The sequence below is a fragment of the Rhodoferax sp. genome, assembly GCF_034520025.1.
Lineage (GTDB): Bacteria > Pseudomonadota > Gammaproteobacteria > Burkholderiales > Burkholderiaceae_C > Allorhodoferax.
The window spans coordinates 390,562-404,112 of the sequence record NZ_JAXHNZ010000002.1; the positions used below are offsets into that span (position 1 = coordinate 390,562).

General features: G+C 57.1%; 15 protein-coding genes. 14 read left to right on the forward strand and 1 reads right to left on the reverse strand.

Annotation, left to right across the window (positions count from 1 at the left end; all coding sequences use genetic code 11):
• The first annotated feature begins 5 nt into the window (after positions 1-5).
• The 13 genes from bamB (at position 6) to U5L73_RS10160 (ending at position 12,152) form a co-directional block, all read left to right on the forward strand.
• The gene (bamB, locus tag U5L73_RS10100) at positions 6-1,133 is read left to right on the forward strand and encodes an outer membrane protein assembly factor BamB (RefSeq protein ID WP_322563491.1); all 1,128 of its coding nucleotides are present in this window, start codon (positions 6-8) and stop codon (positions 1,131-1,133) included.
• A gap of 12 nt (positions 1,134-1,145) precedes the next feature.
• A complete protein-coding gene (gene der, locus U5L73_RS10105) occupies positions 1,146-2,483 on the forward strand; it encodes a ribosome biogenesis GTPase Der (protein ID WP_313880769.1) in 1,338 nt (445 codons plus the stop codon).
• Between the two features lie 103 nt (positions 2,484-2,586).
• Positions 2,587-2,832, forward strand: coding sequence for an RNA chaperone Hfq (hfq, locus tag U5L73_RS10110; protein ID WP_322562236.1), 246 nt, complete (start codon positions 2,587-2,589; stop codon positions 2,830-2,832).
• Between the two features lie 73 nt (positions 2,833-2,905).
• Complete coding sequence (hflX, locus tag U5L73_RS10115; RefSeq protein ID WP_322562237.1) at positions 2,906-4,066, forward strand: GTPase HflX; 1,161 nt, start codon at positions 2,906-2,908, stop codon at positions 4,064-4,066.
• Positions 4,067-4,104: 38 nt separating this feature from the next.
• On the forward strand, positions 4,105-5,487 hold the full coding sequence (hflK, locus tag U5L73_RS10120) for an FtsH protease activity modulator HflK (RefSeq protein ID WP_322562238.1): 1,383 nt from the start codon (positions 4,105-4,107) through the stop codon (positions 5,485-5,487).
• A gap of 9 nt (positions 5,488-5,496) precedes the next feature.
• Positions 5,497-6,399: a protease modulator HflC gene (gene hflC, locus U5L73_RS10125; protein ID WP_322562239.1), complete on the forward strand. Its 903-nt coding sequence runs from the start codon at positions 5,497-5,499 to the stop codon at positions 6,397-6,399.
• A gap of 2 nt (positions 6,400-6,401) precedes the next feature.
• On the forward strand, positions 6,402-6,593 hold the full coding sequence (locus U5L73_RS10130) for a DUF2065 domain-containing protein (RefSeq protein ID WP_313876032.1): 192 nt from the start codon (positions 6,402-6,404) through the stop codon (positions 6,591-6,593).
• Positions 6,594-6,648: 55 nt separating this feature from the next.
• Positions 6,649-7,797, forward strand: coding sequence for an ATP phosphoribosyltransferase regulatory subunit (locus U5L73_RS10135; RefSeq protein WP_322562240.1), 1,149 nt, complete (start codon positions 6,649-6,651; stop codon positions 7,795-7,797).
• Between the two features lie 11 nt (positions 7,798-7,808).
• The gene (locus U5L73_RS10140; RefSeq protein ID WP_322562241.1) at positions 7,809-9,185 is read left to right on the forward strand and encodes an adenylosuccinate synthase; all 1,377 of its coding nucleotides are present in this window, start codon (positions 7,809-7,811) and stop codon (positions 9,183-9,185) included.
• A gap of 73 nt (positions 9,186-9,258) precedes the next feature.
• Complete coding sequence (locus U5L73_RS10145) at positions 9,259-9,783, forward strand: phosphoribosyltransferase (protein WP_313876035.1); 525 nt, start codon at positions 9,259-9,261, stop codon at positions 9,781-9,783.
• Positions 9,784-9,810: 27 nt separating this feature from the next.
• On the forward strand, positions 9,811-11,016 hold the full coding sequence (locus U5L73_RS10150; RefSeq protein WP_322562242.1) for a PLP-dependent transferase: 1,206 nt from the start codon (positions 9,811-9,813) through the stop codon (positions 11,014-11,016).
• A 52-nt stretch (positions 11,017-11,068) separates the two neighbouring features.
• A complete protein-coding gene (locus tag U5L73_RS10155; RefSeq protein WP_322562243.1) occupies positions 11,069-11,917 on the forward strand; it encodes a DUF2189 domain-containing protein in 849 nt (282 codons plus the stop codon).
• A 46-nt stretch (positions 11,918-11,963) separates the two neighbouring features.
• Entirely contained in the window at positions 11,964-12,152 is a 189-nt protein-coding gene (locus U5L73_RS10160; RefSeq protein ID WP_322562244.1) for a hypothetical protein, read from the forward strand.
• A 48-nt stretch (positions 12,153-12,200) separates the two neighbouring features.
• On the opposite strand, the gene U5L73_RS10165 is transcribed toward U5L73_RS10160, so the two are convergent.
• Positions 12,201-12,866 (reverse strand): arylesterase, encoded by a 666-nt coding sequence (locus U5L73_RS10165; protein WP_416221297.1) that lies wholly within the window; start codon positions 12,864-12,866, stop codon positions 12,201-12,203.
• On the opposite strand from U5L73_RS10165, the gene U5L73_RS10170 reads away from it, so the two are divergent.
• Positions 12,865-13,551, forward strand: coding sequence for an ABC transporter ATP-binding protein (locus U5L73_RS10170; RefSeq protein ID WP_322562246.1), 687 nt, complete (start codon positions 12,865-12,867; stop codon positions 13,549-13,551). The two genes, U5L73_RS10165 and U5L73_RS10170, sit on opposite strands and share 2 nt — an antisense overlap.

Here is a 13,551-nt window from a genome sequence, read left to right on the forward strand (position 1 = left end):
AACCTATGGTCAAGCGGTATTCCCCTCTCAGTCTCACCATCGCGCTTATCAGTTGCGTGGTGTTGTCGGCCTGTTCTGGTCCGACCAAGCAAAAGCCAGCTGAGCTTGCGCCCTTGGTTCCCTCATTGGGTGTCAAGAACGTCTGGAAGGGCGCCGTTGGTGGAGTTTCTTTTCCCTTGGAACTCAAAAGTTCAGGGAGCGAGATCTACTTGGCTACTACCGCGGGCTCGGTTGTTTCCTTAGACGGAGAAAGTGGTGCAGTACGCTCAAGCGGCAATGCCGGAGCAAGGATTTCTGCAGCCATTGGGGCCGGCGACGGACGTGTTGCGCTCACCACGATCACGGGTGAAGTGGTTGTAATGCAGGGTGGCAAGTCTCTCTGGCGGCAGAATCTAGGTGCGGTGGCAATCACTCCGCCTTTGGTTGCCGGTGGGCGCGTGTTTGTGATGACACCCGATCGCACCCTGTCTGCCTTTGATGGCGAAACTGGAAAGCGGCTGTGGCAACAGCAGCGCGGCGCGGACACGCTGGTTTTGGATCGGCCGGGTGTTTTGTTTCCCGTCGGAGACACCTTGGTCGTTGGGCTCGGCGGTCGCCTCGTGGGACTCAATCCCAGCAACGGGAGCCAGAAATGGGATGTGCCTGTAGCATTGGGGCGTGGTACCAATGAGGTAGAGCGCCTGGTGGATGTTGTCTCCGGCATAAGCCGCAGGGGTGCCAGCGTCTGCGTCCGAGCTTACGCGAGCGTTGTGGCCTGCGTAGACACAGGGTCCGGTAAATCTGTGTGGTCCAAAACCGCCAATGGATTTACGGGCATCGGTGGCGGAGACACTGCAGTCTTTGGTTCTGAATCCGACGGTACGCTCATCGCGTGGAGTCGCAAGGGCGGTGAGAGGCTTTGGCAATCAGACAAGTTCAAGTGGCGTGAGTTGGGCACGCCTGTCCTGTTGGGCTCTACACTCGTTGTGCCGGATAATGCGGGTCTGTTGCATCTGCTCTCTGCCGCAGATGGTGCGATAGTCGGGCGCCTTCAGCTCGACGGTTCGCCACTTGCCGCTACGCCAGTCCTTTCAGGCAATACCCTGGTCGCAGTGACTCAAAAGGGGGGCGTATTTGCCTTCCGTCCCGAATAAAAAAGGCCATTCATGAAGCCAGTTATCGCCCTCGTTGGTCGCCCCAACGTCGGTAAATCCACACTATTCAACCGCCTAACGAAAACGCGTGATGCGATCGTGGCCGACTTTGCGGGGCTTACCCGCGATCGCCACTATGGCAACGGCAAGCACGGCAAACACGAATTTATCGTCATTGATACCGGGGGCTTCGAGCCTGACGCCGGCAGTGGCATTTTTAAAGAAATGGCCAAACAAACGCGCCAAGCGGTTGCAGAGGCTGATGTTGTGGTGTTTGTGGTTGATGCGCGTGCCGGCTTGTCTGCGCAAGACCATGACATCGGGAACTATCTTCGTAAGCTGGGCAAACCTTGTCTGGTGATTGCGAATAAAGCAGAGGGCATGAAGGCCGGAGCCCAGCTCTCGGAGTTTTTTGAACTCGGGCTGGGTGAGGTCTATCCCGTCTCCGCAGCCCACGGTCAGGGCATGCGATCACTGATCGAACTGGCCCTCGATGCCTTGCATTTGGAGGAGCCCGAAGACGACCCAGAGGCGGCCGACCCAAGCATTATCAAACTCGCTGTTGCAGGCCGCCCGAATGTTGGTAAGTCGACGTTGATCAATACGTGGCTGGGTGAGGAGCGACTGGTTGCCTTTGACATGCCAGGTACTACTCGCGATGCCATCTCAGTACCTTTTGAGCGCAACGGGCAAAAGTTTGAACTCGTGGATACGGCCGGTCTTCGTCGCAAAGGGAAGGTCTTTGAAGCGATCGAGAAATTCTCGGTGGTGAAGACCCTGCAGGCCATCGAATCCGCCAGTGTCGTGTTGCTGCTGATCGATGCCGAGCAGGGCGTGACAGACCAAGACGCCCATATCGCGGGATACATCCTAGAGTCGGGGCGTGCGGTGGTTGTTGCTGTGAACAAATGGGATGCAGTGGATGAATATCAGCGCGAATTGGTAAAAAGATCCCTCGAAACCAGATTGGGGTTTTTGAAGTTTGCATCTTTGCATCTGATCTCTGCCAAAAAGCGGCAAGGGCTCGGTCCTGTATGGGATGCCATTGCCCAGGCTCACAAGGCCGCTAATTGCAAAATGCCGACGCCGGTGTTGACGCGTTTGTTGTTGGAAGCCGTTCAATTTCAAACGCCAAAGAAAACTGGTGCCTATCGCCCCAAGCTACGTTATGCCCACCAAGGGGGGATGAATCCTCCCATCATCGTGGTGCACGGAAATTCATTGGAGCACGTCACAGAGGCTTACAAGCGCTTTTTGGAAGGTCGTTTCCGTAAGGAATTCAATCTTGTGGGTACGCCCCTGAGAATCGAAATGAAATCGTCGGCGAATCCTTTTGCTGATAAGGACTAAAGGGTTTCCTTGCTCTTAAGAAGCGAATAGCTTGGCCAAATAGGCTCCACACTTATGTGTGGTATTGTCAAGCCCTCTTCATTTTTTGAACACGGAGAATATCGTGAGCAACAAAGGCCAACTCCTCCAAGACCCATTCCTGAACGCATTGCGTCGGGAGCATGTGCCGGTTTCCATTTATTTGGTAAACGGTATAAAGCTGCAGGGTCAAATCGAATCCTTTGATCAGTATGTTGTGCTCTTGCGCAACACGGTGACCCAAATGGTTTACAAACACGCAATCTCTACGATTGTTCCAGGCCGCGCAGTGAACCTGTCTGCTGTCGCTGAGGATGCACCAGCTGCTTGAGGCTGGGTGTCCGGGCCAAGTTTTGCTTGGCCCTTTTAACTTTTGAAAACCACTTCCGCTTTTGAGTAATTCGATGGACAGTCAATCGGCTCCGACTATTTTGGTGGGGGTCGATTTAGGTTTGCCCAATTTCGATGCCGAGTTGGAAGAGTTGGGTCTGCTCGCCCAAACCGCTGGGTTACAGCCGGCAGGGCGTGTAGTTTGCAAGCGCAGAGCACCGGATGCCGCCTTGTTCGTGGGATCCGGTAAGGCGGAAGAAATTCGCCAATTGGCTCTGCAAACGGGCGCGACCGAGATCCTCTTCGATCAAGCCCTGAGCCCCGGGCAGCAGCGCAACCTTGAGCGCCACATGCAGATGCCGGTCAATGACCGGACATTTTTGATCCTTGAGATTTTTGCTCAGCGGGCCAGAAGCCACGAGGGTAAGCTGCAGGTCGAGCTCGCGCGCTTGCAGTACCTGAGCACGCGTTTGGTGCGACGCTGGTCTCACTTGGAGCGTCAGCGCGGTGGTATCGGGACGCGCGGTGGTCCGGGAGAGACACAGATTGAGCTGGATCGCCGGATGATCAGTGACAACATCAAACGAACCAAAGAGCGCCTGAGCAAGGTCAAGCGCCAACGGCAAACACAGCGGCGTCAGCGTGGAAGACGTGATGCTTTTAATATCTCCCTGATCGGCTATACGAATGCAGGTAAGTCAACGCTTTTCAATGCGTTGGTAAAAGCGCGTGCCTACGCCGCTGACCAACTGTTCGCAACGTTAGACACAACGACCAGACAGCTCTACCTTGGAGAGGCCGGGCGATCAGTGTCGCTGTCGGACACCGTAGGTTTCATTCGTGATTTGCCACACGGCTTAGTTGACGCATTTCAAGCGACTTTGCAAGAAGCCATTGACGCGGATTTGTTGCTGCATGTGGTCGATGCAGCGAACCTCGAGTTCGCCGAGCAAATAGCCCAGGTCCAGATGGTTTTGAAAGAAATTGGCGCGGCTGATATTCCGCAGCTTTTGGTGTTCAATAAGGTAGATGCCATTGCGTTAGACGCACAGCCGATTCGAATCGATGATTTTTATGAGATCGAAGGGGTTCAAACTCCGCGCCTATTTGTGAGCGCGCGGACGCTGGAGGGAATGCCCTTGCTACGTCAAAAGCTGGCTGAAATTGCGAAACCTGAGCCTGAATTTATCCAGAATCCGGCTATTCACCCTGAGCCCCTAGGGGATGAGCCCTGAATTGGCACAATGCGCCTAACTGCACTTAAGAAAAAACCATGAAACTTACTGCGATCCGTACGAAAAACCGGGACTTCCTGTCCTGGCTGCGCGTGGTTCTCAATCTCAACGATTCCCGTTGGGGCCGTGGAGACGACAAGCAAGAGACACCAAGTACAGAAGGTGGTCCCAAGCCTGAGAGCGACATCGACAGGCCGTCAAATCAACCTGGTTCTTATGGCCGGCCACCCAAGAATACCGCGCAGTCTGGACCTCCGGACCTCGACGAATTGTGGAGGGATTTCAATCGCAAACTTGGCGGGCTGTTCGGTGGTGGCCAGAAGCCGCCCGCAGGTCATGGTGGAGGCGGTGGATTTCAGCCAGATATGAAGAATGCCGGCATTGGCGCGGGATTGATCATTGGGGTTGTCGCGCTGATTTGGTTAGGCACCGGTTTTTTCATCGTGCAAGAAGGTCAGCAAGCGGTCATTACGCAGTTCGGCAAATACAAATCGACGGTGAATGCCGGTTTCAATTGGCGCTTGCCGTATCCGATCGAAAAGCACGAGTTGGTGTTTGTGAGCCAGATTCGTTCTGTTGATGTAGGGCGTGATGTGGTCATGAAAGCCACCGGGCTCAAAGAGTCCGCCATGCTGACGGAAGATGAGAACATTCTGGATATCAAGTTTGCAGTCCAGTACCGTTTGAGCGATGCCCGGGCTTTCTTGTTTGAAAGCAAGAATCCGAGCGAGGCAGTGGTGCAAGCCGCAGAAACGTCTATCCGCGAGGTTATGGGCAAAATGAAGATGGACGCAGCACTCTCTGAAGAGCGCGACCAGATCGCACCGCGTGTGCGCGCATTGATGCAAACCATTCTGGACCGTTACAAGGTCGGTATCGAAGTGGTGGGTGTGAACCTGCAGCAGGGCGGTGTTCGTCCTCCCGAGCAAGTGCAGGCATCTTTCGATGATGTTCTGAAGGCCGGTCAGGAGCGTGAGCGCGCCAAAAATGAAGCGCAGGCTTACGCCAACGACGTGATTCCGCGTGCAGTGGGTTCTGCATCCCGACTCAAGGAAGAGGCGGATGCTTACAAAGCACGCGTTGTGGCTCAGGCCCAAGGTGATTCGCAGCGCTTCCGCTCGGTGTTTGCCGAGTACCAAAAGGCACCCCAGGTCATGCGCGATCGCATGTATTTGGACACCATGCAGCAGATCTACAGCAACGTCACCAAGGTGATTGTGGATTCCAAGCAGGGTTCCAACATGCTGTACCTGCCTCTGGACAAGGTCTTGCAAATGACGGGCTCGCAAGCTTCTGGTGACGTGCCATCAGCGAACCCTGTAGCAGGCGGCGCTGCATCCGCTGCAGCTGCCGGTGCAACGAATACTCCAGACCCCCGTAGCCGTGATGCGGCCCGGACCCGCGAACGCGATGTGCGCTAGGACATGACTATGAACCGCATTGGATTGATTTTTTCTTCCCTGTTGGTGCTCTTGGCACTGGCTAGTTCGACTTTGTTTGTGGTGGACCAGCGCCAGTTTGGTGTGGTCTACGCGCTGGGCCAGATCAAAGAGGTAATTACCGAACCAGGGCTGAATTTCAAGCTGCCTCCACCTTTTCAAAATGTGTCGTACATCGACAAGCGCTTGCTGACTCTCGACAGCACAGATGCGGAGCCGATGTTGACCGCTGAGAAGCAGCGCGTCGTCATCGACTGGTATGTGCGTTGGCGCATCACTGAGCCTTCGGAATACATCCGCAATGTGGGCTTGAATGAAGGCGCTGGTGCAAGCCAACTCAACCGTGTGGTGCGAAATGCATTCCAGGAAGAGATCAACAAACGCACCGTGAAAGAACTGCTCTCGCTCAAGCGTGAAGATTTGATGACTGACGTCAAGGCTGAAGTGCTCGATAAGGTGCGCGGCTCCAAGCCTTGGGGCGTGGATGTGGTTGACGTCCGCATTACCCGTGTGGACTACGTAGAGGCTATTACCGAATCGGTCTACCGCCGGATGGAGGCTGAGCGCAAGCGCGTGGCCAATGAACTGCGTTCAACGGGTGCCGCCGAGGGCGAAAAGATCCGCGCCGACGCTGACCGTCAGCGTGAAATTACGATCGCCAATGCCTACCGCGACGCGCAGAAAATCAAAGGTGAGGGCGATGCAGAGGCGGCGCGCGTGTATGCGGAGTCGTTCGGTAAAGATCCGCAATTCGCACAGTTCTATCGCAGCCTCGAGGCCTACAAATCCACGTTCGCCAACAAAAGCGACGTAATGGTGTTGGATCCGAACGGTTCTGAATTCTTCAAAACTTTCCGCAATGGGGGCGGTAGCGCTCCAGCAGTCAAGAAATAAACGTGAGTGGAGACACGTTGTGGGTTGCACTAGCCCTTGTGCTAGTGCTTGAAGGTTTGTTTCCTTTTGCGTCACCCCGCGGGTGGCGCAAGCTGTTTGAGCAGCTCTTGCAGTTGCAGGACGGGCAGATCCGCTTCTATGGCTTGTGCAGCATCGTTGTGGGTTTAGTCAGCATTTGGTGGATGCTCTCCTGAAATTTAGGGCTCAAGGCCGGTAAAATCTCCGTTTTAACAGCCTCCCCTCAATTCCATGTCCGCTTGGGTCCTCCCGGATCACATTGCCGATGTACTGCCGTCCGAAGCACGTCACATCGAAGAAATACGTCGAGATCTCCTGGACATGGCCCGTTGCTATGGCTACGAGCTCGTGATGCCTCCGTTGCTGGAGCACCTGGAGTCTCTACTGTCCGGTACCGGCAAAGCGCTGGACCTGCAGACCTTCAAGTTGGTGGATCAGCTCTCCGGTCGCACGATGGGCCTGCGCGCTGACACCACGCCGCAGGTTGCCCGGATTGATGCGCACTTGCTGAATCGCCGTGGCGTTACCCGCTTGTGCTACTGCGGGCCTGTGTTGCATACGCTACCGGCCGTGCCTCATGCCACCCGTGAACCGTTGCAGTTCGGTGCGGAAATCTATGGCCACGCAGGCTTGGAGGCTGACCTCGAAATTTTGACCTTGGCTCTGGATAGCCTCAAGGCGAGCAAGGTGGGCAGCCTGACAGTAGACATGGCCGATGCGCGCATCGTCAGTAGTTTGCTTGCCGAGTCGGGTTTGAGCAGCAGCCAGCGTGCCGATGTTTTGGCTGCGCTCGCATCCAAAGACAGCAGTGCTTTGAACGAACTCACAGCCGCCTGCCCAGCCCCTATTTCTGCGGCGCTCAAGTTGTTGGTTACGCTATACGGCGGAGCCGGTGTGTTGGCCCAGGCCCGTGCAGCGCTCCCTCAATTGCCTGGCGTGCTCGAGGCCCTCGACCATCTCGAATGGATGGCCGGTCACCTTGATGGTGCCAAAGTCACTTTTGATCTCGCGGATTTGCGTGGCTATGCGTACTACACCGGCATGCGTTTTTCTGTGTACGCCCAAGGTGCAAGTGATGCGTTGGCCCGTGGCGGGCGCTATGACGAGGTGGGCTCGGTCTTCGGGCGCAAGCGGCCGGCGGTCGGCTTCAGTCTGGATGTGAAAGTTCTAGCCCATGCGGCACAGGTGCGGCCACTGCGGGCTGCTATCCGTGCTCCATGGGGCGAGGCCACGGCCTTGCGAGCAGCGATTGCGGGTTTGCGCCAACAGGGTGAAACCGTAGTGTGTGTCCTCCCCGGGCACGAAAGTGAAGTCGATGAGTTCCATTGCGACCGTGAGCTGGTGCAAGCCGCTGGTCAGTGGGTCGTAACAGCAATTTAATCCTGAGCGAAATGAATACAACCAAAGGTCGAAATGTAGTGGTCGTCGGCACCCAGTGGGGTGATGAGGGCAAGGGAAAACTGGTCGATTGGCTCACCGAAAGCGCCCAAGGCGTGGTGCGCTTTCAAGGCGGACACAACGCGGGCCACACCCTGGTGATCAACGGTGTAAAAACCGCGTTGCACCTGATCCCCTCCGGCATCATGCGTCCCGGCGTCAAGTGCTACATCGGTAACGGTGTGGTGTTGTCGGCTGCCAAGTTGTTCGAGGAAATCGAAGGCCTGGAAAAGGCCGGTGTCGAAGTCCGCTCCCGCCTGCGTGTGAGCGAAGCCTGCCCCTTGATCCTTCCATTCCATGTGGCATTGGATGTCGCTCGGGAAGCCTTCCGTGAAAAAGGCGGGACCGCCAAGATCGGTACCACCGGTCGCGGTATTGGCCCGGCTTACGAAGACAAAATCGCACGCCGCGCGCTGCGGGTTCAGGATCTCAAGCATCCTGAGCGTTTTGCTGCCAAATTGCGCGAACTCTTGGATTTGCACAACCACGTTCTCGCGACATACTTGGGGTCTGAGGCGTTTGACTTTGGTCCTCAGCTGGCGCCTTTCATGGCCAACGGCCGAATTCAGTTTGAACCGGTGTTCCAGCAAGCGATGGAACATGCGGCACTGCTCAAAACCATGATTGCCGACGTCTCCCGCGAGCTGAACGAAGCCCATCTGGCCGGCGCTAACTTGTTGTTTGAAGGTGCTCAGGGCACCTTGCTGGATGTGGACCATGGCACCTACCCCTATGTGACCTCCAGCAACTGCGTCGCTGGAAATGCTGCGGCTGGCTCGGGCGTCGGCCCTGGCATGCTGCACTACATCCTGGGCATCACCAAGGCCTACTGCACACGCGTGGGCGGTGGTCCGTTCCCCACAGAGTTGGATTGGGAAGTGCCCGGTACTCCGGGATACCACATGAGCACCATTGGCGCCGAAAAAGGCGTGACCACCGGGCGTTCACGCCGCTGTGGTTGGTTTGACGCGGCATTGCTCAAGCGTTCTGCCCAAGTCAACGGTCTGTCGGGCTTGTGTATCACCAAGCTCGATGTGCTCGATGGCCTGAAAGAATTGATGCTCTGCACCGGCTATGAGGTGGATGGCGAAAAAATCGACATCTTGCCCATGGGCGCCGATGAGATTGAGCGCTGCAAACCCATCTATGAAGTGATGGAAGGTTGGAGTGACAGCACCGTGGGTGTGACCCAATATGACAAGTTGCCGGTAGCGGCCCGCTTGTACCTGCAGCGTATCGAACAAGTGACTGGCGTGCCGATTCACATGGTGTCTACCAGCCCGGACCGGGACCACACCATCATGATGCGCCACCCTTATTTGCCTGAGTAAGCTGTTTTATGCGTTTTATGCCTCTAGCTCACGTAAATACTGCGCAAGCAGCTATTCTTTTAGGAGCAATTTGATGTTGACTGAAGACGGTAAACACCTCTATGTAAGCTACGACGAGTACCACAACCTCATCGAAAAGCTGGCTATCAAGGTCTTCCAGTCCGGCTGGGAATTCGACACTATTTTGTGTCTGGCCCGTGGTGGCATGCGGCCTGGTGACATTCTTTCCCGGGTGTTTGACAAGCCTTTGGCCATCATGTCGACCAGCTCTTACCGCGCGGAAGCCGGCACCCAGCAAGGCAACCTCGATATCGCCCGCTATATCACCACGCCCAAGGGCGAGATCGCAGGCCGGGTGCTGCTGGTGGATGACTTGGCTGACTCCGGTCATACCCTGAATGCGGTGATCAACCAGCTGCGTAACAACTACGCCCCGATCACTGAGCTGCGTAGCGCGGTAATTTGGACCAAAGCCGTCAGCGTGTTCACACCCGACTACTCGGTCGAGTTCCTGCCGACTAATCCTTGGATTCACCAGCCGTTTGAGAGCTATGACTCTTTGCGTCCGCAGCAGCTGATTCAAAAGTGGAGCGTTTGACGCATTGTTTGTTGCTGGCGTAGTTGCATGACCGACCGGATTACTCACCTCATTCACCATCCTTACCAGCCGCCGGCTGGTTTTGAGGCGCCCCAACCGGGGGTGTTCAAGGCCTCGACAGTTTTCTTCGCGAGCGTGGCTGCCATGCGGAGTCGCGAATGGAAAGACAAGTCGGCATACACCTACGGGCTGCATGGCACGCCCACCAGCTATGCGCTGGAGGAGCGCCTCGCCACCCTGGAGGGCGGCGACGAATGCCTGTTGGTTCCCAGTGGCCTGGCTGCACTGGGTTTGGTGGCCATGTCGCTGCTCAAAAGTGGTGACGAGGTGTTGGTTCCGGACAATGCGTATGGCCCTAACAAGGCCATCGTAGAGGGCGAGCTGCAAGGTTGGGGCATTACCCACCAGTACTACAACCCGATGGACCCGGAAGACTTGGAGGCCCAGATCTCCAGCCGGACCAAGCTGGTGTGGTTGGAGGCGGCAGGGTCCGTCAGCCTTGAGTTTCCCCATTTGGTAGAGATGGTGCGCATATGCCAGCGGCGCCGCGTCAACACTGCGCTCGACAACACCTGGGGCGCCGGCCTGGCGTTTTGCCCATTTGACTTGGTGCCGGGTGCGGTGGAGCGGGTCAGCGTCGATATCTCGGCCCATGCACTGACCAAATACCCCAGTGGGGGTGGCGATGTTCTTATGGGCAGTGTGATTACCCGTAATCCGGGCCTGCACCTCAAGCTCAAGCTCACCCACATGCGCTTTGGAATCGGTGTGGGGATGAATGACGTGGAGATGGTGCTCCGCTCGTTGCCGACTATCGATCTGCGCTACAAGGCCCACGATGCCGCTACGCGCTCGCTGGCGGCCTGGGCGCAGACGCAGGCCGAGTTTGTGCAAGTCTTGCATCCGGCCTTGCCGGAATCCCCCGGTCACAGCCATTGGAAGGCACTGACTGGAGGCGAGGTTGGGACCGCCGCTGGCCTGTTCAGTGTGATGTTTGATCCACGCTTCACCCAAGCCGAGGTGGACGCCTTCTGCGATGCGCTGCGCTTGTTCAAGCTTGGTTACAGCTGGGGCGGGCCTATCAGCTTGGTAGTGCCCTATGAGCTGGAAACCATGCGCACCGGTTGGCCCGAGCATCTGCTGCGTGGCACGCTGGTTCGTTTCTCGGTCGGTTTGGAAGACGTGGCCGATCTGCAAGCCGACATTGCACAGGCACTCGAGGTATTGCGCTGACTGCGTGTTTTCCTGAGTAGGCAAGGCATGGAGGAGGGCGTACGCTGCTCCCATGACCCCGCCGCTTGATGCCGAACCGGCACCCTACATTCCCCCACCGTCAGAAGCGCCCCGCAAGTCCGTGGCGACCTTGGCATGGGGCGCACCCTTGCAATGGTTGTTGCGCGGTCTGCAGGACATGCGGGCCCATCCCGGAATTGCCTTGTTTTATGGCGTTGCATTCACCACCATGGCCTTGGTGCTGGGTGCCGTATTCCGCAACAGCCCCGAATACACCATGACGATTGCTTCGTGCTGCCTGTTGGTCGGTCCCTTTCTCGCGATGGGCTTGTATGAAGTGAGTCGCCGGCGTGAGGCGGGTACACCCGCCACCTTGGGCGGATCCATCACCTGCTGGGACCAGCATCTGGGTAGCATGGCAATGCTGGTTTTAGTGTTGATCGTGCTGGAGCTGCTGTGGGGGCGCGCCTCTTTGGTGGTGTTTGCCGTGTTTTTCAACACCGGCATGCCATCGACGACAGGCGTAGTCCAAGCCGTGTTTAACCCGGACAATCTCGAGTTCGTGCTGGCTTATGGTCTGGTCGGTGGCGGGTTCGCCTTGCTGGTGTTCGCCTTGAGCGTTGTGTCTATTCCCATGATTCTTGACCGCGACACCGATGCGGTGTTTGCTGCGATTACCAGCATCGAGGTGTTTTTGTGCAACCTGGGCGTCATGCTGTGGTGGGGGGCATTGCTCAGCGGTTTGTTGGTGGGGGCGCTGATGATGCCGTGGCATGCGGGCTTGTTGGTCGTAGGGCCCGTGTTGGGGCACGCAACATGGCATGCCTATCGGGGGTCGGTGCAATGGCCGGGGCAGGAAAGCCTGAGTGATAGCCTCGAAAACAGCAGCCCGCCTGCGTGAGCGCAGGCCGAGGTGGTAAAGTGGGTCCAATTAACGAAAGCACACTTTGGCAACACCCAACTACGGATACGAGAAACGTCAGAAAGAACTGGCTAAAAAGAAGAAAAAAGAGGAAAAGCTCAAGCAAAAAGCCGAGCGCAAGACAGGTGACGAGCCTGAGTTAACGCCCAATGAAGCGGCCGAATTGGCCGCCGCTGATGGTGCCGCTCCTGGCGAAGAAACTCCTGCGGCTTGAGTTTGGCGGCATGGCCGCCACACCCCGGACAACCTCCCCAAGTGCCCGTCATTTGAGGAGGTTTTTTATTGCCGGCCACATGGTGTTCAGGATCGTGGGGTGGGCTTCTTCCCGCGGGTGAATCCGGTCCGCTTGAAACATGGCCGCAGCGTTGGGTCCATCGGCCACGCCTTTGAGTAAAAACGGCACCAAGGCCGCCTTGGTGCTTTTGGCAACCGTGGCAAAGGTCTCGCTGAATCGTTGGGTGTAGTCCTGCCCATAGTTGGGCGGTACTTGCATACCGGCTAACAAAACTTTGGCGCCCGCCTGTTGGGCTGCGCGAGTCATGGCGGTCAGGTTGTCCTGGGTCATGGTGAGGGGCAAGCCGCGCAACGCATCGTTGCCCCCTAACTCGATAACCACCACGGTAGGTTTGTGCTGGGCCAACAGCGCCGGCAGGCGCGAGCGCCCTCCGGAAGTAGTGTCGCCGCTGATGCTGGCGTTCACCACGGTCGCGGCCAGCTTTTCCTGACCCAAGCGCTGCTCCAAGAGTGCTACCCAGCCGGTGCCGCGTTTGAGGCCGTATTCGGCACTCAAAGAGTCACCCACAATCAAGATCTTGGCGCCACTGGCTGCCCGGGGTGCCGCATCCTTCGCCATCGCCTGGTTTAGCCCTGCAAAAGAGGCCAGAATGAGTACCGCGATACAGTGTCTACGAACTAGAGAGAGCCCCATGAGTGATTCCATTATTTCGGTTGAGCATGTTTTCAAGGCGGTGACAGATTCCACCGGCACGCTAGAGATCCTGCGTGACATCGATTTTGCACTCAATACCCGTGAGACCGCAGCCATTGTGGGGGCATCGGGTTCCGGCAAGAGCACCTTGCTCTCCATCATTGCGGGCTTGGATACACCGACCGGCGGCACTGTGCGGCTGGCAGGGCAAGACATTTTTGCGCTGGATGAGGACGCCCGTGCCGCACTGCGCGCGCGCCAAGTGGGTTTCGTGTTTCAGAGCTTTCAACTGCTGGGCAACCTCACCGCGCTGGAGAACGTCATGCTGCCGCTGGAACTCGATGGCCGTAAAGACGCCCGATCTGCGGCCACCGAAATGCTCTCACGCGTTGGCCTGTCGCAGCGTTTGAACTCCTACCCCAAGGTACTGTCCGGTGGCGAGCAGCAGCGGGTCGCGCTGGCCCGTGCGTTTGTGGTCAAGCCCGCCGTCTTGCTGGCCGACGAACCCACTGGCAGTCTGGATTTCGCCACCGGCGAAAAAATCATGGAGTTGATGTTCGACCTCAACCGCGAACAAGGTACCACACTGGTATTGGTGACACATGACCGCAGCATCGCGGCCCGCTGCGACCGGCGGATTTTGATCGAGGCCGGCAAGGTCGTTCCTGAGGCAGTAGCCGCCTGA